We start from the raw sequence: 23,435 nt of genomic DNA on the forward strand, positions 1-23,435 counted from the left end.
TTTTTCGGGGAATATCATCTTCTAGTTCTTTATCAATTGTTCGTATTTAATTTCATTTGAAGTACTTATTTTGATAAAATAACTACCCATCGTGAGATTGGATACATCAATAGTTATATTTGAACTATCGTCTTTTTGTTTTCCTTGTAAAATACGTTTTCCTCTATAAGAAAAAAGTTCCCATTTAAGGTTTTTTGAACTTTCTCTAGGTACAGTTATGTTTAACACATCATGCATAGGGTTTGGAAACATTTTAATAAACTCTTCTACATTGATACTCTCTTTATGAACCCCTTGACAATCTTTATCTGTGGTAACAATCAATTCATTTTTACCACTCTGAAGCTTTAGAGTCACTTCATTTCTATCGGTCATTATAATCTCATCATTAAGAACAATTCTATATAGTTCTCCCCCTTTAAGATCTAAAGAAATTTCTCTTTTAGAACTGTCTACTCTTGAAAATACTGCTAAGTCTTCCGGTTCATTTATAACTATAGAAAAGCATTGTTTATACTCTGGTTGTGTACCTATTGTAACACAGACAGTGTACTCACCTTGCGAGAGATTATCAAAAGTGATATTGTCTGTAAAATCACTTGTCATATTGTTTTCTTGAATAGTTGCTGTATATGTATAATTTGCAGTAGCTTCAATCGATATACTACCATTATCACTATTCTTACAACTTTCACCTGTACTTAAAACTTTAAAATTATCTGTTGGCAATGTAAAAACGGTACACCCGTTAACATCTACAGTATCACCTATGGGTGTATCTGGGCATAAATCATTAGCATCACTAACTCCATCTTTATCACTATCATCTACAGGTGTAACTTCACACGTTTCACCGGGTAGTCCATAACATCCTTGTCCTGTAGGACCTTTTTTAGGATCCCAATCTATACCAGCTGTCCAATCAGTACCGCCAAATTCATAGGCACCTATATCTGGATTTGCACCTGCAAAGCCATCTGTAATACCCGTAATTTCTCTACCTTGATCAATAGGAGCAGAACCAGAATTCAATCTAAAATCCCCATCTGAACTATTAGCATAGGTGCCTGAAGCAACTACCAGATTATTTTGTTTATCTGATTGAGGTTCCCAAGTACCATTGTCTCCAAGGTTATTCCAGACTTTAACATTAGAAAAAGCGGTACCCGCTTTATGCCAGGCTCCCATTTCACCAGATTTATTATTATAAAACGTATTGTTAAATATATCTATATCAACAGCATCCCAATTCATTTGTACTCCAGTCCATTCTGTATTCCAAATAACATTATGATGCACAGAAAATCCTTTTGGATCATTATCAAGATATACACCAGCCGCCTTTTTAAGTTTACCTCTTCCTTCGGCATCATGAAACCAGTTATGATGTATTTCATTACCTGATTGATTACCTACAGTGTAAAACAAACCACAATCATCTGCAAGCAGGTTACTACGAGAAACATCATTAAAGGCGATTTCGCATCGTTGACCATTATAATTAATAGCATCTCTACCACCATTAAAAATAGTGTTATTTAATATTTTATAATCACTACCACCACGTGCAATTAATGGAGCATCATACGAAGCTAAATAACCAAAATCATGAATGTAATTATTTTTCAACTCATTAAAAGTTCCACCAAGACGCATCCCTGTAGCCGCACCAAAAGCAATCTCACATTGTTCTATAACATTTCTAGTTCCATTAACCTCTACACTTGCCTTACCGGCACTAAATCCACTAAAAATACCTTGAGTATGATAACCATAAAAAGAAGAAACTCTATACAGTTTATTATTATTAGAATTGGTTCTTAATTCTATTGCTCCACCTAATACCGCTAAATCTCTTACTTCTATATAACTTCTGCCATTTAAGTCAATCGCTAATCTTCTTCTTCTCATTTTTACCGATCCGTCTGCAGGTACTACTCCACCTGGTAATTGCACAAACAATTCTTTGGTTGTACTATCATACCACCATTCGTTTTGGTAATCCAATGCACCTTTTACACCTTCTAGATAAAAATCTCCTTCATCTGCTGGAGGGTGAAATGTGTATATCCACTTAAGGCCATTATTTTTAGTAATATTAAAATTAACACGACCACCAGAACTACTTGTAATAAATTCTTTCCAAGCTAACCAACCAGATCCTGGTCTATCTCCATAAAAGAAAAGTGAACCTCCGGTCCAATCTATATTGGGGATTTCTGTTGAAGTTAAAAAACCATTTCCGCCATTAAAAGTAGCATCAGAACCGTCACTTCCACCATCATTACGTTTTGAATCAAGTGTAAAAGGTAAACCATCAATATTATTTGGCCATCTCGCCAAATCTAATGCCGTGTCATCATGAAGAACAAAATTTTCTTGACCTAACGAATTAAATCCAATTGTCGTTTTATAAACAGCTCCCGAATCATTTACCCAACCACTTAATGCTTCCATTGCAGTTATAATAACTTTTTCTCCAGGATAAGATCTAAAAACAATAGGGTTTCCGGCTGTACCAGAATTAGCTGGTCGCAATGTTTCTTCATAGGTACCTTGTCTGATAAAGATAACATCACCGGCAACAGCTACACTAGCAGCTTTACCAATTGTTTCAAAAGGGTTTTCTTTCGTTCCAGCATTTGAGTCATCACCCGTCTTTGAAACATAAATTTCTTTAGCAACAGATGTAAATGACAACAATACAGCACTTAAAAGTAGGAGTGCTTTTTGGGGTAATTTCATAGTAATTATTTTTAATAAATTTAACATATTTTTAATAAACATGTTACAACTTATGTTTTTAATGGCGCAACATATGTTCAATTCTAACGAAGCAATTATCAATTAATTTTACTTAGGTTGATAAATTATAACGGTCATATTTAAAATTAATTTGTTGTTTTTATTTTCCCATTGTAAAAAAACAAAACATCCTATTTACATGTGTATCAAAGGGCAATTCTTTATTGTATTTTTAAAATAACCATTTGTTGCACCATTTAAAACATTAGTCATTTTAGATCCTTTGTAAAAGCATCAAATTTGCTCATATAAATGTTACCCCGTTTATGTTTCATATTATAACTAATAACATATGACTTGCAAAAAACAGCTCTTTCTTCTAGTATGTATAATGGTAATACTAGCAGCATGTGGACCAGAAAAAAATAAAGATAAAGCTCAAGAATCTCGTATTAAAACTTCTGTTGATACTATACCAGCAAAATATGAACCCAATTGGGAATCCATAAAATCAAAATATAAAGATCCCGAATGGTTTAATGATCAAAAATTCGGAATTTTTATTCATTGGGGGGCCTACAGTGTACCTGCTTATGGTTCTGAATGGTATCCAAGACAAATGTATATGGATAGTGCTAATTTTAGTGCTAGTTTAGAACATTACAGTAAAGGAGCAACTAAAGAATTTAAGCATCATAAAGAAAAATGGGGTGATCACAAAAAATTTGGTTACAAAGATTTTATTCCTATGTTTAAAGGTGAAAAATTTGATGCAAAAGAATGGATCTCTTTGTTTAAAAAAGCGGGAGCCAAATATGTTATTCCTGTTGCCGATCATCATGATGGATTTGCTATGTACAAATCCAACACTACTCGTTGGAACGCTGCTGATATGGGGCCTAAAAGAGACGTTTTAGGAGAACTATTTAAAGAAGGTCGTGATAACGGGATGATTATGGGAACTTCTTCTCATTTTGCGTTTAACTGGTCTTTCTTTAATAAAAAAGATCATTTTGATACTGTAGATCCAGAATATGCAGATTTATATAGTTCTAAAGGTAAAGATTTAAATGAGCCTGTTTCTGAAAAATTTAAAGAAAGATGGTGGCTAAGAATTAAAGATATTATAGATAATTATCAACCAGAAATCTTGTGGTTAGATTTTTATGTTGATATTCCAGATTTTAAAGAATATAGACCAAAGCTTGCCGCTTACTATTATAATAAAGGACTTGAGTGGAACAAAGAAGTTGTTTTACAAGACAAAAACTTTAGCCATGAGGCATTTCCTGAAGGAACCGTTATATATGATCTTGAAAGAGGAAAACTACCCGGTATTAGAAAACTACCTTGGCAAACAGATACTTCTATAGGTAAAAACTCTTGGAGTCATGTTACCAATTGGGAATCAAAGACAGCAAATCAACTTATCGATGACTTAGTGGATATTGTTAGTAAAAATGGAAACTTATTACTTAATGTGGGTCCTAAATCTGATGGTACAATTCCTCAAGATCAAAAAGATATTTTATTAGAAATAGGAACTTGGTTAGAAACTAATGGTGATGCTATATATAATACTAAATATTGGAAAACATTTGGTGAAGGACCTACAGGAGTCGAAAAAGGACATCATTCTGAAAAGAACAATAAAGAATTTACAGGTCAAGATATTAGATTTACACATAAAGACAATAAATTATACGCTATCCTTATGGCTTGGCCAGAAAACAATGTTGTTAATATTAAATCTTTATCCAAAAATGCAGAGCATGCTAAAAGTATAACAATAAAAGACATTAAACTTTTAGGAAGCGAAGACGCAAAACTTGTATGGTCACAGGACGATACTGCTTTAAAAGTAAATTTACCTGGCAAAAAAGTGGGAAATCATGCTCACGTGTTAGAAATCAACTTATAAAAAGAAAAGATACGCACAACTTATGAAATATATTGTTTGCGAACAACCTGGAGAGTTTATCTTAAAAGAAAAACCTAGTCCTACACGTAAAAGCAATGAAGCTTTATTAAAAGTAAAAAAAGTAGGAATATGTGGTACAGATCTACATGCATATTCTGGTAATCAAGCTTTTTTTAAATACCCTAGAATTTTAGGCCATGAACTAGCAACAGAAGTACTAGAAATTGGTGAAAATCCAAGAGGCATTAAAGCGGGAGATAAAGTGGTAATTATGCCTTATGTAAGTTGTGGTACATGCATTGCTTGTCGCAATGGTAAAACTAATTGCTGCACAAATATCGAAGTATTAGGTGTTCATACTGATGGAGGTATGCAAGAAGAAATAACAGTAAGAACAGATTTATTACTACCTGCAAATCAACTATCTCATGATGAAATGGCTATCGTAGAACCTTTAGCAATTGGAGCACATGCTATACGCAGAGCGAATTTACAACCTGACGAAGTTGTTGTTGTAGTAGGGTGTGGCCCAATCGGTATTGGAATTATCAAATTAGCGCAAATAGCAGGAGCTAAAGTGATTGCTCTGGATATGAATGATGGGCGCTTAGAATATGCTAAAAATGAAATCGGAGCTGATTATACGGTGAATGTTACAAACAATCCTGAACAAAAGATTTCCGAAATCACAAATGGTGATATGGCTACTGTTGTATTTGATGCAACAGGTCATAAAAAAGCATTAGAAACGGGTCCTGATTATATGGCGCATGGTGGCCGATACGTATTAGTAGGACTTTCTAAAGGCGAACTCGTATTTACCCATCCCAAAATTCATGCTAAAGAAACAACATTAATGTGTAGTCGTAATGCTACATTAGAGGATTTTGAACATGTTATACATGTATTGCAGAAATTCCCAACTACTTCGTTTATTACTCATAATGTTCCTTTTACCGAAATGATCACAAATTTTGATAGCTGGACAAAACCCGAAACAGGAGTCATTAAAGCAACTGTTGATTTCTAAACTATCAGTATGCATAAAGTAGTAACATTTGGTGAAATATTAATGCGGATGTCTCCTCCTAACAACCTTATGTTCGATCAAACGAGCGGCTTTGATGCATCATTTGGTGGTGGAGAATTTAACGTAGCAGCATCGCTTTCAAATTTTGGAATGGATACTGAATTCGTTACGGCTTTACCTAATAATTCGATTGCAGATTGCGCTATTAATACTATCAAGCGTTTTGGTGTCGGATATAAAAATATAATACGTCAAGGAGATCGAATAGGAATTTATTTTTTAGAAAACGGTATTGCAAATCGAAATAGCAAAGTAGTTTATGATCGTAAATATTCATCAATTTCTGAAATTAACAAAGAAGATATTGATTGGAAAAACGTCTTAAAAGATGCTACATGGTTTCATTGGAGTGGCATCACCCCTGCTCTATCAGAAACTGCAGCACAATCATGTCTAAAAGCTATTGAAATTGCCGACGAACTTGGAATCCCTATCTCTACGGATTTAAACTATAGAAGCAAACTTTGGAAATATGGGAAACACCCAAAAGAAGTTATGCCAAAATTGCTATCTTATAGTACTATAATCTTAGCTGACATTGATACCACTATGTTCATGTTAGGTAAGGAAAAAGTCAATCCAGATTACTCAAAAGATTTTCAAATAAAAGAATATTTTAATGAGATTCAGACACTACTTCCTAAAGCTCATACCATAGCTATGACCATTAGAAATATTGAAAATGCATCTCATCATAACATAGGAGGACTCCTTTATAAAAACAAACAATTATACAGAGCTAAGACACAAAAGGTTACTCCAATATTAGATCGTGTAGGTTCGGGAGATGCATTCATGGGTGGGTTATTATATGGAGTACTAAACTTTTCTGATAACTATCAAAAAACTATATCCTTTGCTACTGCGGCGTGTGTTCTTAAACATAGCATTTTTGGAGATATTAATCGTGTCACTGTAGAAGAAGTAATGGCATTTATTGAAAATAATGGATCTGCAAAAGTAGATCGATAATCGTTAAATAATTTTTTAAAATACTAATGGCTCAATATACAAGAATCGAAGTAGCTAATACGATGAAAGAATCAGGGATAGTTCCTTTATTCTATCATGAAGATATAGAACTAGGAAAAAATATTCTAAAAGCATGTTACGATGGTGGTGCCCGTTTATTAGAGTTTACCGCAAGAGGAGACTTTGCCCATGAAGTTTTTGCTGCACTTACAAAATACGCTATATCAGATTTGCCAGGAATGATTATGGGAGTAGGGTCATTAACAGATGCCGCTTCGGCATCACTATATATTTCTTTAGGAGCTAATTTTATTGTAACCCCTGTTTTTAGAGAAGATATCGCAATCGTCTGTAATAGAAGAAAGATTCTTTGGTCTCCTGGATGTGGTACATTATCAGAAATAGCAAAAGCAGAAGAACTAGGATGCGAAATCGTAAAACTTTTTCCTGGGAATATCTATGGACCTAAGTTTGTTAAAGGAATCAAAGGGCCGCAACCTTGGACTAACATTATGCCTACAGGAGGAGTTACTACCGAAGAAAGTAACTTAAAAGAATGGTTCGATGCTGGAGTAACTTGTGTAGGATTGGGCTCTCAATTAATAAGTAAAAAAATACTCACTAATAAAGATTATAAAGGTTTAGAATCAATAGTAAAAAAAACTATAGAAACCGTAAAAAAGGTAAGAACATAGTTATATGACACAAAAATATAACCAAATAGACCCAAAAGATAATATCATTGTCGCAATAGATACGTTGCCCAAAAACACTTTTATTGATGTTGCTGGTAAAACGTTTACACTTATACAAGATATTAAACAAAAACATAAATTTGCTTTGCATGATTTTGCTATTGGCGATGAAGTTATCATGTATGGTGTTTTGGTTGGCAAAGCAGTCTTATCCATCAAACAAGGAGAGGCTATTACCATAGAAAATGTAAAGCACGCTTCTGCTTCTTTTAATGCAAATCAAGAAAAATTTAGTTGGACCGCTCCTGATGTTTCTAAATTTCAAAACAGAACTTTTAACGGGTTTCACAGAGTCGATGGAAGTGTTGGAACACGCAATTATTGGTTAGTAATACCACTTACTTTCTGTGAAAATAGAAATTTAGATGTTTTAGAAGGAGCTCTTTTAGATGTACTTGGATATCAAACAAAAAAAGATTTTTCTGTTAATACTCAAGCTCTTATTGAAAAATACAATTCAGGCGCTACAGAAGAAGAACTTTTTGCCACCAATATCATAAACTCTCAAGAAGAAATTTATAAAAATCGATTATTTCCAAATGTTGATGGTATTAAATTTTTAAAACACGATGGGGGATGTGGAGGAATTCGTCAAGATTCTGAAACACTATGCCATTTATTAGCTGGGTATATCACTAATTCAAATGTAGCTGGAGCAACTATTTTTAGTTTGGGATGCCAAAATGCTCAGATAGAAATGTTACAAGAAGCCATAGAAGCTCGTGATGCTAATTTTTCGAAACCAATTCACTATCTGGAACAGCAACAAAGTCAAAGTGAACGTCACTTAATTGAAGAAGCCGTAAAGCATACTTTTATTGGACTAACTCAAGCAAATAAAATAGAACGAAAACCAGCCCCTATTAGCAAACTAATTTTAGGTTTGGAATGTGGCGGATCTGATGGTTTTTCGGGTATATCTGCAAATCCGGCATTAGGATACGCTTCAGATTTATTAACTGCTTCTGGAGGAACACCAGTATTATCTGAATTTCCGGAGCTTAATGGAGTAGAACAAGAATTAATTAATAGATGTGAGCAAAAAGAAGATGCCGAAAAATTTGCTGATATTATGAAAACATATGCTGAAAAAGCAATTGCTGTAGGTTCTGGATTTGAAAATAACCCTTCACCAGGAAATATCAAAGACGGATTGATAACAGATGCTATGAAGTCTGCAGGAGCCGCTAAAAAGGGCGGTACTTCTCCTGTAACATCTGTATTAGATTATACCGAGAAAGTTGTAAAACCAGGTCTTAATTTATTATGCACCCCAGGAAACGATGTCGAAAGTACAACGGGACTTGCTGGTAGTGGTTGTAACATTATTGTTTTTACAACTGGTTTAGGAACCCCAACTGGAAACCCTATCGCACCGGTGTTAAAAATGTCAAGCAATACGTCACTTTCAGAAAAGATGAATGATCTTATAGATATTAATGCCGGTACTATAATTAGTGGAGAAGATACTGTAGAATCTATGGGAGAAAAAGTATTAGAACATATCATTCAGGTTGCAAACGGTGATATAAATGCAAAAGCAGATCTAAAAGGGCAAAATGATTTCATTCCTTGGAAAAGAGGAATATCCTTGTAGATAAAAGAAATAAAAATGATGCAATTAAACAGAACTACATCAAATACAGCTAAAAAATCACCAGAACGTATTATGCAATTTGGTGGCGGAAACTTTCTTCGGGCATTCGTAGATTGGATGTTTGACATCCTTAATAAACAAACAGATTTTGATGGAAGCATTGTAGTCATTAAACCAACACAACGCGGAGATTATATAGAACTAAAAGAGCAAGAAGGCCTATTTCATGTCGCTTTAGATGGTGTACGCAAAGGTAGTTTAGTTTCTGAAGTAACTCTGGTAGAATCCATTAGTCGTGTTATACAACCCTATACGCAATGGGAAGAATATTTAGAGCTGGCTCAAAATCCAGATATGCGTTTTATTATTTCTAATACTACTGAAGCTGGAATTAAATTTTCTGTTTCAGATACTATAGAAAAAAAACCACCTCATGAGTTTCCAGCTAAATTAACTATTTGGCTACATCACAGATTTCAACATTTTAATGGTCAAAAAGATAAAGGCTGCATTATACTCCCTTGTGAACTTATTGAACAGAATGGTGACGTCCTCAAATCTACCATTCTTCAATATGCTTCACATTGGGAGTTAGGAACAGAATTTATTCATTGGATAGAAGAAGCCAACTATTTCTGTAATACTCTCGTAGACCGAATTGTTTCTGGATATCCCGACGAGCGATCAAAAGAAATTTTAAAAGAAATAGGATATCACGATTCTTTGTTAGTTGCTGGTGAAGATTATCATAGCTGGATAATCCAAGGAGAAGATATCGTGCAAACCGAATTGCCATTTTCTAAAACAAATCTCAATGTACAATTTGTTGAAGATAGTACGGATTATAGAGAAATGAAGGTTCGTATTCTTAATGGGGCACATACAGCAATGGTGCCTATTGGATATCTATCTGGGTTAAGAACCGTTAAAGAAGTAATGGATGATACGTTAGTAAGCACTTTTATTAATGATCTCCTTTCTCAAGAAATTGGTCCTACTCTTAAAAACTTTCCTAAAGATGTAGTTGATGAGTTTATTCATGAAACACTCGATAGGTTTAGAAACCCAACTCTAAAACATTTCTTAATAAGTATCTCTCTTAATAGTACTTCTAAATTTGTAGCTCGATTGTTACCTACTTTAAAAGACTGTATTAAAAATAACAGGCAATTACCTAAACGTATTGTATTTGCTTTGTCTTGTTTATTTAGGTTTTACCAAGGAACATATAATAATGAAAATATTGCTCTAAATGATAACCCTGAGGCCCTAGAATCTTTTAGTAAACATTGGAAATCACATCAAAATGAAAGCATTACATACCTGCAAATGGTATCTTATTTATTAAGAGACACAACTATTTGGGGTGAAAATCTTGACACTATTAATGGCCTATCAGAAGCTATTACAGAAAATTTAAGAGCAATTGAAAAACACGGTATAGCAACAGTTATAAAACAAATTACTGATCTCAAATCTTTAGTATGAAAATAGATTCGCATCAACATTTTTGGCAATATCATCCAGTAAAACATAGCTGGATTAACGATGATATGAAGGTACTACAACAAGACTATTTACCTTCGGATTTGAAAAAAGTTTATCAGGAAAACGCGATAGATGGATGTGTTGCCGTGCAAGCCGATCAATCAGAGATAGAAACAGATTTCTTGATAGATTTAGCTAATGAAAACGAATTTATCAAAGGTATTGTGGGTTGGATAGATTTACGAGCAGAAAATCTTGAAGAACGTTTACAACACTATTCTAAATTTGATATCATAAAAGGATTTAGACATGTTGTTCAGGATGAACCCGATCCAAATTTCATTATAGGAGACTCTTTTAAAAAAGGTATAGCGCTCTTACATCAATATAATTTCACATATGATATTTTAATATTTCCTCATCAACTTAGGGCTTCTTTGAAACTCATAGAAGAATTTCCTGAACATAAGTTTGTTATTGATCATATTGCAAAACCATCGATAAAAAATGGTGACATTAAAGAGTGGGAAACACTAATTCGTGAAATAGCCAAACATAGAAATGTGTATTGTAAAGTATCAGGGATGGTTACAGAAGCCGATTGGGCTCATTGGAAATACGATGATTTTGTTCCTTATCTAGATGTTGTGTTTGATGCATTTAGTACAAAAAGAATCATGTATGGTTCAGATTGGCCTGTATGTTTGCTTGGAGGGGATTATTCTTCTATTAAAAGTATTATCGAAGAGTATATTAAAAATTTAAGTGCAGAACAACAAGAAGAAATCATGGGTGGAAATGCGATAAAATTTTATCAACTTTCTTAATCCTAAAAAAAATATAATTATGGATTTAAAACTAAAAGATAAAGTAGTAGTCGTTACAGGTGCGGCAGGTATTAAAGGCAGTATTGGTGAAACCATTGTGCAATCTCTTGCTAACGAAGGAGCTATACCCGTTATTGTGTGCCGTAATGATCGTGGATACGGCTATGAGAAAGAATTACAGGATAGAGGAATTGATGGTATTTTTGTAAAGACAGATTTATCCGATGCCAGCCAAATAGAATCCGCTGCAAAAAGAATAGGAGAAAAATATGGTCGTATTGATGCATTAATTAACAATGTAGGAGTTAATGATGGAGCTGGTTTAGACGCAAGTATAGATGACTTTATGTACTCCCTAAAATTAAACATGGTAAGCTTTTTTGCCATGACCAAATTTTGCCTGCCCTATATTAAAAAAGTAAAAGGAAATATTCTTAATATAGGATCAAAAGTAGCCTTAACTGGTCAGGGAGGAACATCTGGATATGCAGCATCAAAAGGTGGTGTATTAGGATTAACTCGTGAATGGGCAGTAGATTTGATTAAAGATGATATTCGATCCAATGCTATAATCATTGCAGAAAGTTGGACTCCAGCCTATGACAATTGGATTAAAACACTAGAAAACGGAGAAGAAAAATTACAATCTATTGTGAAAAAAATTCCTCTTGGTAATCGCATGACTACACCAGAAGAAATTGCCGATGCCTGTTTATTTACGATATCAGAAAAATCATCTCATACTACAGGTCAATTTATTACTATCGATGGTGGATATGTACATTTAGATAGATCCCTGTTAACAGAATAAAATATATACATACGCAAACTCATATTCACATTATTAATTCTAACTCTAGATTATGGAAAATACAAAAAAAGCTCCTTTAGTAAGTAAAGAACTCTTACTTCCCTTTATAGTGATCACATCACTTTTTGCGTTATGGGGTTTTGCAAACGATGTTACCAATCCAATGGTTACCGCATTTAAAAAAGTAATGCCAGAGTTAAGTTGGTTTCAAGCTTATTTAGTTCAATTTGCATTTTACTTTGGTTATGGTTGCATGGCTATACCCGCTGCTCTATTTATACGTTGGAAAAGCTATAAATCAGGAATCATATTAGGTCTTGTATTATATGCTTTTGGTGCTTTTATGTTTTATCCTGCATCTTCTTTAGAAAGTTATGAATTCTTTTTATTATCACTGTATATAATTACTTGTGGCTTGGCTTTATTAGAAACTACTTCAAATCCATTAATTCTATCCCTGGGTGCCAAAGAAACGGCAACTCAACGATTAAATTTAGCACAATCTTTTAATCCTATTGGATCTATAGCAGGTATGATGGTTGCACAATTTGTTGTACTTGGTCAAATTAAATCAGCTGACTATAATGATGAAACGTATGCTGCTCTTGATGCTACTGCTAAAGCCGCTATAAAAACAGAAGATTTAGGCATTATCAGTTATCCTTATCTAGGAATCGGTATCGTAGTTTTGGTCATTTTGGTTATAATAATAGCTACAAAAATTCCAACGGTACAAGAAAATATAACATTGACATTTAAAGAGTCTCTTCGTAAAATATTTGCTAGAAAAGCTTTCTTTCCTGGTGTTATAGCACAAATGTTCTATGTAGGGGCGCAAATCATGTGTTGGACTGCTATTTATCAATATGTGCAATATATTAATGAAACAGGAAGCGCGGGAAGAGAGCTCAATGCTACCTACATGAATATGATTGCCATGGGAATATTCCTCGCTGGACGATTTTTAGGAACTATTTTACTTAGTAAAATTAAGGCTCCAAGATTACTTTCATTATTTGCAGCTCTTGCAATTGCGTGTTGTATTGGTGCGATTATAATGCCTGGAATGCCAGGTCTAATTTCTTTAATTTGTATTTCATTATTTATGTCGATTATGTTTCCTACCATATACGGAATTGCATTAAAAGATATGGGAGATGAAGCCAAATTAGGTTCTGCTTTTCTAGTAATGGCTATTGTTGGGGGAGCAATTTTTCCTCCTATTCAGGGACTTATTATAGATATCGGTGGGGATAAATTAGCAGATACCACCATTTTAGGAGTTCCCGAAGTTAAATTCTCTTTTATTATGCCAATGATCTGTGTGGCAGTTGTAGGGTTATATGGGTTATATGTATCTAAACTAAATAAATCATCTAATCAATAATAAACGTTATGAAAACACAAAGATTTTGTTTGTCTTGTGATCTTAAAGACAATCCAAAACTTATTGAAGAATATAAAGAGTATCATGTTGCTGGTAATGCATGGCCAGAAATTACTAAAAGTATTAAAGACGCTGGCATTATAGATATGCAGATTTACTTAACCGGTAATCGTATGTTTATGATTATGGAAGTAGATGAGACATTTGATCCCGAGAAAAAAGCCAAAATGGATGCCGATAATCCTAAAGTACAAGAATGGGAACAACTTATGTGGAAATATCAACAAGGATTGCCTTGGGCAAAAGATGGTGAGAAATGGATCATGATGGAGAAAGTGTTTCAATTATAAGAAAAAGAGATTTCAATACTATATAATTAGAAAAGCCTGAGATTAATCTCAGGCTTTTTTATACCCTATTATTTTTATCAGTAATTAGCAATCAATTCTTTATAAAGATGATTTTACTTTTATTGATTATTAATCATTCCAATGTTGATCAATAACCTTTTGGATATGAGGGTAGTTAACATCTGTCTCATTTAAATCCTTACGCATATTTAACAATTGATTTTTCAAATCTGCAATTACCTCAGCATATTTATCGTCTTTATAAGCATTATTCATTTCTTTAGGATCTTTTTTTAGATCATAAAATTCCCAAGCTACAGGTGTATGCCTAGTAAAATCATTACCCCAACTCTTTTTATTCCACTCTGCATTGGGATTATCTGTATCTACCCAATATTTTCCATAATAAAAAATTAACTTATACGCTTTAGTGCGAATACCAAAATGTGCGGGATTACCATGTCGGTGTGCCAGGTGCATCCAATATCTATAATATGTTGCCTTTTGCCAATCTTTTGGTTCTTCACCAGTCTCTAAGATAGTTTTAAAGCTTTTTCCTTGCATATATTTTGGTTGTTCTCCTCCAGCCATTGTAATAAGTGTAGGAGCAAAATCGGTGTTATTGATAATTGCATCAGTCCGACTATTAGCTTTGATTGATTTGGGGTATCGTACAAAAAAAGGCATTCTCATTGATTCATCGTACATCCACCTTTTATCTATATAATCATGCTCTCCTAGCATAAATCCTTGATCACCTGTATAAACGATTATTGTGTTATCTAATATCCCTTCTTCTTCTAAATAATCTAATAAGCGTTTTACATTATCATCTACGCCTTTTACACATCTTAAATATTTTTTCAGATAGTCCTGATACACTGTACTGGTATATTCTTTTTCTTCTTTTGTATTATTAAATCTTGTGTGTTTGGTAATGGGAATCTCTTGAGCTACTCCATACTTTTTATAGATTTCTTTTTCAGGGTAAATATTCATAGCCTGATTTCTTATGATATTTCTTCTAGAAACCGAAGATGCTATCACTCGAGTTAAAGAATCATTTTTACCTCTTGTAGCAATAGATCCGTGATTATCATTTTCATATAGACTTCTAGGTTCTGGTATAAATGTATCTTTTAAGTATTCATTATATCTGGGTGCATTTTCAAAATCATCATGCGGAGCTTTAAAGTGATGCATTAAAAAGAATGGTTTACTAGGGTCTCTTTTCTTTTTTAACCAATCTAAAGTACTATCCGTTATGATATCAGAGGAGTGTCCTTTAGTTTTTACAATATTCTGTGGCCATGGTTTATCCCCTTGTATTCTAAAGTCTGGATTGAAATATTTTCCTTGAACGGGTAATACTTTATAGTAGTCGAATGCGGCTGGTTCTTCATGTAAATGCCATTTCCCAACAATTGCAGTCTGATATCCCAGCTTTTTCATCTCTTTGGGTAAATACTGTTTCTCTTGAGGCAATACACCTTCTAGATCAATCACTCCACTTGTTTGTGCCCTTTGTCCTGTAATAATAGCAGCTCTACTAGGTACACAAATAGAATTATTAACGAAACAATTATCAAATATCATCCCTTCTTTTGCCATTTTATCTAGTGTAGGTGTTGGGTTTAAGCCCGCTAATCTACTACCATAAACTCCAAATGCTTGCGTGGTATGATCATCTGCCATAATATAAATAATATTTGGCTTTTGTTTTTTAATAACGGTTTTACTTTTAGGTTCTGTTTTACACGAAATAAACCCTATTCCTACAAATAAGGTTACGGCAAAAAAATTAATAAGTTTATACATAATTATTGATCTATAGAAGTCTCTATCAAATATCCTAAAATATAATATTACTCTTCCTAAAAAGATGATTTATAGTATAGCACAAATGGTTAAAAAATCATTCTTCTTCTAGTAATACTTTAGACATAGTTTCTGCAATTACCATATTTCCAAAAGAATTTGGGTGTATTGGGTCTTTGCCATATGCTTTATCAATATTTTGTATTAAAGGAGTATTTATATCAATTCTTGTTAATATTGCTGGATGTTCAATTTCTAAAACTATTTTTTTAAATTCTTTAATTACTTCATCATTATAGTTTTCATAGGGGTTTTTATAGCCATAATTTCCAGTTGAAATCATTTCTCTACCATGCTTAATCGCTGTCTTGAGAGCTAATGGTGGTGGAGTTATTAAAACAACATCTATTTCATGTCCTTTCATTATATCTAGAAATTGCGTTAATCCGTTTCTAAATCTCTGAAATAACTCTTCTGATGGTAATCCATAAATCCCACAATTCATACCGTAGCAAAATGTAACTACATCAGGTTTAGGAGTTTGTTTTAATAAACTATCTAGTCTATCAAATAAAAACGGTCTTGGTCCTGGATGATCGTTTTCTGTAAGTCCAGTAATAGTTTCGCTATTCTTTCCCCAATTTAAGAAGGTAATCTTATTGCTTTTATTCTTATCTGCATACTTTTGAAGGTATTCAACATAGCCTTGTTTACTTCCGTAGGTTATACTATCTCCTATACACGCTACAATGGTATTATCTTCTAATATATATCCAGTTTGATTCTTGCAACTAATTATAATCAAAGTAATACAGAACAATGCTATTTTTACTACTATTTTCATGGGTATTTTGGCTTATTATTTTTAGAATTATAGAAAAAACATTTTTAGATCTTAAATTAATTATCGTTACAATTACCTTCTGTTAAAAGGTGATATCAACCTCTGGTATTCCATCGGTACTTACAATAACTTTTCCAGGTTTATTAGAGTTGCTTTTTTTCAAAATGATGATTGCTTTACCGTTATAAAGTTTTCTAAAAGAAGCTACAAAGGGTTCAAGACTTCGATTATTACCGTTTGCCACACCCAATAATTCGGCATTTTCAATCTTAAAATTTATCTTATGATTTGCTGTTGGTATAAAGTTCGCATCTTTATCCAAGGCTTTTACTTCTATATATGTAATTTCGGTATTATCAGTTACTTCAAGTTCTAACGAGCTAATATCACCAACTGTATTTAATGTTTCTTGAGTTATCATTTTTCCTGAATTGTATCCCACAACTTTTACATTACCAGGTTGATACACCACTTCCCAAGTTAACATTTTGGTACTATTTAAATCGTTTGTTTTTCTTCCTTGAGAAACTTCATTAACAAAAAGCTCTACTTCTTGCGTATTTGAGAACACATTTAGATGCATTTTTTCTCCTTCATGTCCTTGCCAATTCCAATGAGGAAATAAGTGAATCATTGGACTACTTGTCCATTGCGACTGATAATAATAATATCCATCCTTAGGAAACCCCGCTAAATCTACAACACCAAAACTAGACGATCTCGCAGGCCAAGAATAGGGAATAGTTTCTCCGAGATAATCCCATCCTGTCCAAATAAACTCTCCCATAACGAAAGGTCTATTTTTAACATCTATCCATGCTTTCATGCCCTGTTCATACGCTTTTCTATTCTTCAGAAATTTTTGAGTATCTGTATGCGATATAAGCAAATCTAATTGCAAAGAAGATTCCACGCTTTTAAAAGGGTAATATTCGCCTCTATTTGCAATCATTTGGGCCGAAGTATGTTCGGTTACAATCATTTTTCGATTAGGAAAATCACGATGTTCTTTATCATAATTTTCGCCTTTTGCATAATTATAGCCTGGAATATCTATTTGAGCCACCGCTGGTTCATGTGGCCAATCACCCCAACCGTATCCATTTACCCCACATGTTGCTGGTCGGTTATCATATTGATGAACTATATCCATAAGCCTTTTAGCAATGGCAACTCCAGATTCATCTCGCATTTGATCAATCTCATTGCCAATACTCCACATAAAAATACTGGGATGATTTCGATCTCTAAGTATAAAATCTTTTAAGTCTTTATTAGCCCATTCTTTAAATAAATGCGCATAATATTTAACTGGAATTCTTACCTTATTTCCTTTTTCTCTAAATGTCTGCGGTTTCTTTACCACTTCCCACTCATCAAACGCCTCATTCATAACAAGCATTCCCATTTCATCACAGGTATCTAAAAACTCTGAATCAAAGGGATTATGTGCGGTTCGAACCGCATTTGCTCCCATTTCTTTCAAAATACGAATTTGTCTCTCATAACTTGTTTTTCTAGCAGCTGCTCCTAATGGTCCCGCATCATGATGTAAACAAACTCCTTTTATTTTTATCGGATTATCATTTAATACAAAACCTTTATCAACAGTATATTCCATTTTACGAATACCAACCCTAACAGAATCCTTATCTATACTTTTTTCTTTTTCAAAAAGCTCTAATCTAATATTATAAAGATCAGGATCATTTATATGCCACAAAAGGGGCTTTTTAATTTCTAAATCTAAATCTAAGGCATACTTTTTACCTCCTTGTACAGCTATATATTTTTGATCTTGAATTATCTCTTTTCCCCTAGTATCTAAAACCGAAACTCTAAGTTCAAGTTTTCTAGTTTTATCATCTACGTTAACAACCTCTGACTTAACATTAAGAATTGCACTTTGTTTTGATACTTTTGGCGTGGTAACGTACGTAGCCCATGTGGGAATATAAATAGAGTTTTTAACCTTTAAAAAAACATCACGATAAATTCCATTACCAGAATACCATCTAGATCCAGGTTGTTCTGAATTATCTAATTTTACAGTAAGAATGTTTTTTGATGTTCTATCTATAAATTTGGTGATCTCGTATTCAAACGCACTATAACCAGAAGGTCTTTTCCCTAAATAATGTGCATTAAACCATACTTCGGCATTTCGATATGCTCCTTCAAAATGAACAAATACTTTTTGATCTGTTCCAATATCTGATATATCTAAATGCTTTCTGTAATATGAAATCCCTGTAGGGAGCCAAGCACCTCTTGAGAAGGAAGGGTTTTGTTTAGAAAAAGGTTTTGAAATACTCCAATCATGTGGTAACTCTACTGTAGTCCAAGTACTATCATCAAAATTAATTTCCTTTGCATTGGGTACATCTTTTTGTATAAATTTCCATCCATCATTGATTTTCCATGTTTTAGCAGTATGAATTCTTGTGTCTTTACAACTGATAAAACAAGTAACTATCAGAAAACAACTTAGCATCTTTAAGTAGGAATTCATAAGTATAATTTTAGTAATCAAAGGATAATTTTGTATGCATAAATCACTATTGCATACAAGAAACATATTATCTCTTAAAAAATTAAACTATTTATTTAATTTTCTACTTAAACTTATGAATTTGTTTTCGTTAATCTTTCTTATACAAAATATTAGTACATTTTTAAAAACTAGAGTTATTTTATAACGTATTTAAATTTCTTTAACTATAAATTTACAGTAACTTCAGAATTATTTTGAGTTCGATAAGCTTGCACATCTTCTTTTGTGATATTCGTATTCCAAACGTACAATTTTTCTAATTTCGGAAATTTATTTAATAGTTCTAATGAGGATTTAGAAACCTTAGTTCCAAAAAGATTTAGTGCTGTTAGTTTTTTCAATTCTGGGCACAAGGATATTCCTTTATCCGTAATCGGGTTTTTTTCTAGTTTTAACAACTGTAAATTCTCAAAACCATCGAAAATACTTAAATCATTATCCGAGATATTATTATCACCTACAGAAAGCCAAATAATATTCTTTTTTAAAGGCTTAAGAAGTTCTAATTTTATTTTTACGTCAGTAATATTCTCTTGATTAATTGTACCCGCCGGTAAAATAACATCAAATAGATTTGAATCAGCAACTAATTCTCGTATTTTAAAACCTGCATCTATTAAGGTTTTTATATCTGTTTCTGAAGGCGAAGGAACATTTGCCAAAGCCATACTTTCTTTAGTACTTGCATCTAAACCTAGCATCTCGGTAGCTGCAAGTTTTATTTCTTCACTTGATTCTATATTACCGAATTTAATTTCAAAATCGCCTTGGCCTGTATTAACCCAATATTCAATAATTGCAATTTCTTCTTTGGTCAGTGGTGTTTTACCTTCTGGAGGCATAAATTCATCATGATGAGTATCCAACAACACCCGTCTAATCATTTCAGAAGCGCCAGCATCACCTGCAACGAATGCAGCACCTGATTTACCTCCTTTTAGTATGGCTTCTTTACTTGCAAAAGACAATTGCCCTTTCTTTTTAGACGCATTATGACAACTTGCACATTTATCCTGTAAAATTGGATTTACTAGATGATTAAAAACCTGAGCTTCTTCAATACTTGTTACGGCAACTAATTTTTCTTTCTGTTCCTTTCCAAAAGGTAAATAAGCAGTCAAATAATCAGATCCGTGGGTTAAATTCCCTCCGTAATGCCCTGTAATACTTAACAGCACAACTATCAATGCAAGTGTCGCTATATATGCTTTACCTTTTTCTAATACTTCTACTTTTAATTTTCGGCTACTAATTAGCCATGCCCCAAAAGCAATAACGGTTGTTGCAATTCCAAACCAAAAATGAGTATCTAAAGCACCTTGATCATAATCCCCACTAAGGGATAACATATATCCCAAAACACAAGCTACTAATGCACTAATTGCTCCTAAAAATAATGATAATGGTATAGCTGACTTGATTTTATCATCTTTTTGCCAGCGTCCATAAACTTCCAGAATAAAGGCAAAAAACAAAAAACCAATAGGTAAATGCACTACTAAAGGATGAAATCGTCCAAAAAACAATACAATATCTGATACTTCATTCATAAATTCTAATTCCTACGATTATACTCTTTCTAATTTAATTGGAGGTGTTCTATGGGCATTCCATTGACAGATATACAAACTTTTATCTTCATCAACGAATACATCATGGCCATGATTAAAAGTCGGCTTTTTAGCTTGATACATTTGTTGAAGTTTTCCATCTTTATAAACAGGCTCTTCACCTCCGGGATTTGACACTACCTTATTATTTTCATCCAAAATGGTTACAAACCCGGTATCACGTACCCAATTCTTACCTTCTCTAGTAGTAGACCAACATACACCTGCATAAATATTACCTTCATCTAATACTGGTCGACATACAAAAGCTCCTGGCATATGTACTGTTTTTATATATTTCCCATCTAAAGTGAACCATTTAAAAGAATGTTCATTTCTTGAAGTACAAACCAAAACGGGATTATTTTTATCTCGGTAATCAATCGCAACACCATGTGTTTGGTTTAAATTATGAGCAGGATTTTCATTCTTCATCCCTCCGAACTTTCTTATAAACTCTCCTTTATGATTAAACTGAAGTACATAATTGGATCCATACCCATCGGCAATATATACATCGCCATTTGGAGCAACACATGTTTCTGTGGGCATATATTTCATATCATGAGTATACACGCCTATTGTTCTAGGATCCGGAAAAGTAAATATTAGTTTTCCGTCGGTTTTAGTTTTATGTACTACACCTCCTTGTTCAAACCAGACTCCCTCTTTATCCTGTCCCCATCCTGAATCACATATAAACAACACATCTTCTCCTCCTTCATCATGCAAGGTTAATCCATGTCCGCCAGGATAACGAGTCCCCCAGGTGTCTAATAATTTACCCGATTTGTCAAAAACAAACATATTGTTAGCAGTATGATCCCCAATCATGAGTAAACGCCCTTTAGAGTCCATTTGCATCTCATGACAATTGAAAATAGGGTTTTGACTCACACTCATTTTTGCCCAATCTCTATGCACTTTATATTTAAAATCTCCATGACCAATTATTTGATTATCGTCTGGAGCAATTCCTTTTAAAATATTAAACCCGAAGGAAGATGTTGCAGATAATGCTGTACCTGCAAGCATAGTATTTTTAATAAAGTTTCTTCTAGAGCTCATTTGTTATTGATTTTTTTATACAATTTGTATTGATTGTTTCTTAAGGGCTTGATATAACTTGATATCGTTTTATAATACGGCTACTTTACTTATGATAAAATATCCTTTACAACATGACCATGAACATCTGTTAATCGAAAACGACGTCCTTGATGCTTATAAATTAATCGTTCATGATCTATCCCAAATAAGTGTAGCAGTGTTGCTTGAAAATCATGCGTATGCACTGGATCTTTAACCACATTATAACTAAAATCATCTGTTTCTCCATATGTGAAACCTGGCTTTACTCCTGCTCCAGCCATAAACATTGTAAACGCTTTTGGGTGATGATCTCGACCATAATCAGAAGCTGTTAATTTTCCTTGAGAATATACAGTTCTTCCAAATTCACCGCCCCAAATGATCAATGTATCTTCAAACATTCCTCGTTGTTTAAGATCTTTAATTAATGCTGCATTAGCTTGGTCTGTCTTTTTAGAATTCATTTTCACACCTCCTGGACACCCAAGATGTTGATCCCATCCTTGATGATAAAGCTGTACAAATTTCACATCTTTTTCTAATAGTTTTCGTCCCAACAGGCAATTTGCAGCATAAGTCCCTGGATCACGACTATCTTCACCATACATTTCAAAAATATAATCAGGTTCATCACTCATATCGGTTACTTCAGGAACAGACGTTTGCATTCTAAATGCCATTTCGTATTGTGACATACGTGCATTAATTTCTGGATCACCGTAAGAGTCGTTTTGAATACTATTAAGCTTTCCTAAATAATCTAGCATATTACGACGATCATGCCCGTCATAATTCTCTGGATCGGAAAGGTATAAAACTGGGTCTTTACCACTACGAAATTGTACGCCTTGATGTTCTGTAGGCAAAAATCCATTACCCCATAATCGTGAATACAATGGTTGTCCTCCTCCATTTTTGGAAACCAGAGAAATAAAAGTTGGCAAATTATCATTATCAGAACCTAATCCATAACTTAACCATGAACCTATCGATGGTCTGCCTGGTTGTTGACTTCCTGTTTGAAAAAAAGTTATTGCCGGATCATGATTAATAGCATCTGTTTGCATTGATTTAATAAAACAGATATCATCTACAACTTCGGATAAATATGGCATTGCATCACTTACCCAAGCGCGAGATTCACCATACTGTTTAAATTCTATAGTAGATGCGGCAATAGGAAATGTAGTTTGATCTGCACTCATTCCTGTTAGTCGCTGTCCTTGACGAACCGATTCTGGGAGATCTTGCCCAAACAAATCCTTAAGTTTGGGTTTATAATCAAATAGTTCTAATTGTGAAGGTCCCCCACTTTGAAATAAATAGATAGCTCTTTTAGCTTTTGGCATATGATGCGGTAAACCAAGACCATTTCTACTAAACATTTCCAGATCAGGTTTCACATTATTCTTAACATTACTCCATGCCTTATCAGCATTTAATAATCCACCAAGTGCGATCGCACCTAAACCTAAAGATGTTTTAGTTAAAAACTCTCTACGGTCAAACATCTTTTCTACCTTTTGAAGATCTTTATTATTTGACCTTAATTTATCATGATGATCACACATACT

The 23,435-nt window shown here is 33.5% G+C and carries 17 protein-coding genes; 10 read left to right on the forward strand and 7 right to left on the reverse strand.

All coding sequences use genetic code 11. The annotated features are described in order from the left end of the window. Positions 1-21: 21 nt before the first annotated feature. Positions 22-2,745 (reverse strand): T9SS type A sorting domain-containing protein, encoded by a 2,724-nt coding sequence (locus D1816_RS09305; RefSeq protein ID WP_158597705.1) that lies wholly within the window; start codon positions 2,743-2,745, stop codon positions 22-24. Between the two features lie 352 nt (positions 2,746-3,097). On the opposite strand from D1816_RS09305, the gene D1816_RS09310 reads away from it, so the two are divergent. Genes D1816_RS09310 through D1816_RS09355 form a run of 10 tightly spaced genes read left to right on the forward strand, consistent with a single transcriptional unit; the run spans position 3,098 to position 13,943 of the window. Next, complete coding sequence (locus tag D1816_RS09310; protein ID WP_118502440.1) at positions 3,098-4,666, forward strand: alpha-L-fucosidase; 1,569 nt, start codon at positions 3,098-3,100, stop codon at positions 4,664-4,666. 22 nt (positions 4,667-4,688) lie between these two features. Continuing rightward, complete coding sequence (locus D1816_RS09315) at positions 4,689-5,696, forward strand: zinc-binding alcohol dehydrogenase family protein (protein ID WP_066319412.1); 1,008 nt, start codon at positions 4,689-4,691, stop codon at positions 5,694-5,696. 9 nt (positions 5,697-5,705) lie between these two features. Further along, positions 5,706-6,728: a sugar kinase gene (locus D1816_RS09320; protein WP_066319409.1), complete on the forward strand. Its 1,023-nt coding sequence runs from the start codon at positions 5,706-5,708 to the stop codon at positions 6,726-6,728. A 26-nt stretch (positions 6,729-6,754) separates the two neighbouring features. Further along, a complete protein-coding gene (locus D1816_RS09325) occupies positions 6,755-7,423 on the forward strand; it encodes a bifunctional 4-hydroxy-2-oxoglutarate aldolase/2-dehydro-3-deoxy-phosphogluconate aldolase (RefSeq protein ID WP_118502442.1) in 669 nt (222 codons plus the stop codon). Between the two features lie 4 nt (positions 7,424-7,427). Further along, complete coding sequence (locus tag D1816_RS09330; protein ID WP_118502444.1) at positions 7,428-9,080, forward strand: UxaA family hydrolase; 1,653 nt, start codon at positions 7,428-7,430, stop codon at positions 9,078-9,080. Between the two features lie 15 nt (positions 9,081-9,095). After that, on the forward strand, positions 9,096-10,568 hold the full coding sequence (locus tag D1816_RS09335) for a tagaturonate reductase (RefSeq protein ID WP_118502446.1): 1,473 nt from the start codon (positions 9,096-9,098) through the stop codon (positions 10,566-10,568). After that, positions 10,565-11,395 carry an amidohydrolase gene (locus D1816_RS09340; RefSeq protein WP_118502448.1) on the forward strand — a complete coding sequence of 277 codons (831 nt, stop codon included), beginning with the start codon at positions 10,565-10,567 and terminating at the stop codon, positions 11,393-11,395. The genes D1816_RS09335 and D1816_RS09340 overlap by 4 nt, the downstream gene beginning before the upstream one ends. 19 nt (positions 11,396-11,414) lie before the next feature. Next, positions 11,415-12,206: an SDR family oxidoreductase gene (locus D1816_RS09345; protein ID WP_118502450.1), complete on the forward strand. Its 792-nt coding sequence runs from the start codon at positions 11,415-11,417 to the stop codon at positions 12,204-12,206. A gap of 52 nt (positions 12,207-12,258) precedes the next feature. Then, positions 12,259-13,593, forward strand: a complete 1,335-nt coding sequence (gene fucP / locus D1816_RS09350) for an L-fucose:H+ symporter permease (RefSeq protein WP_066319387.1) — start codon at positions 12,259-12,261, stop codon at positions 13,591-13,593. Positions 13,594-13,601: 8 nt separating this feature from the next. Beyond that, a complete protein-coding gene (locus tag D1816_RS09355) occupies positions 13,602-13,943 on the forward strand; it encodes an L-rhamnose mutarotase (RefSeq protein WP_118502452.1) in 342 nt (113 codons plus the stop codon). 129 nt (positions 13,944-14,072) lie between these two features. On the opposite strand, the gene D1816_RS09360 is transcribed toward D1816_RS09355, so the two are convergent. The 6 genes from D1816_RS09360 to D1816_RS09385 all read right to left on the reverse strand — a co-directional run bounded on the left by D1816_RS09360 (position 14,073) and on the right by D1816_RS09385 (position 23,432). Further along, positions 14,073-15,761 (reverse strand): sulfatase, encoded by a 1,689-nt coding sequence (locus D1816_RS09360; RefSeq protein WP_118502454.1) that lies wholly within the window; start codon positions 15,759-15,761, stop codon positions 14,073-14,075. 97 nt (positions 15,762-15,858) lie between these two features. Continuing rightward, complete coding sequence (locus tag D1816_RS09365) at positions 15,859-16,605, reverse strand: GDSL-type esterase/lipase family protein (protein ID WP_118502456.1); 747 nt, start codon at positions 16,603-16,605, stop codon at positions 15,859-15,861. 82 nt (positions 16,606-16,687) lie between these two features. Then, the gene (locus D1816_RS09370; RefSeq protein ID WP_233565225.1) at positions 16,688-19,117 is read right to left on the reverse strand and encodes a glycoside hydrolase family 2 TIM barrel-domain containing protein; all 2,430 of its coding nucleotides are present in this window, start codon (positions 19,115-19,117) and stop codon (positions 16,688-16,690) included. Positions 19,118-19,323: 206 nt separating this feature from the next. Beyond that, positions 19,324-20,709, reverse strand: a complete 1,386-nt coding sequence (locus D1816_RS09375; protein WP_118502459.1) for a c-type cytochrome domain-containing protein — start codon at positions 20,707-20,709, stop codon at positions 19,324-19,326. Between the two features lie 18 nt (positions 20,710-20,727). Next, positions 20,728-21,837 carry a 6-bladed beta-propeller gene (locus D1816_RS09380; protein ID WP_118502461.1) on the reverse strand — a complete coding sequence of 370 codons (1,110 nt, stop codon included), beginning with the start codon at positions 21,835-21,837 and terminating at the stop codon, positions 20,728-20,730. A gap of 89 nt (positions 21,838-21,926) precedes the next feature. After that, positions 21,927-23,432: a DUF1501 domain-containing protein gene (locus D1816_RS09385; RefSeq protein ID WP_066319360.1), complete on the reverse strand. Its 1,506-nt coding sequence runs from the start codon at positions 23,430-23,432 to the stop codon at positions 21,927-21,929. Between the last annotated feature and the right edge of the window lie 3 nt (positions 23,433-23,435).

This window comes from Aquimarina sp. AD10, assembly GCF_003443715.1.
Lineage (GTDB): Bacteria > Bacteroidota > Bacteroidia > Flavobacteriales > Flavobacteriaceae > Aquimarina > Aquimarina aggregata.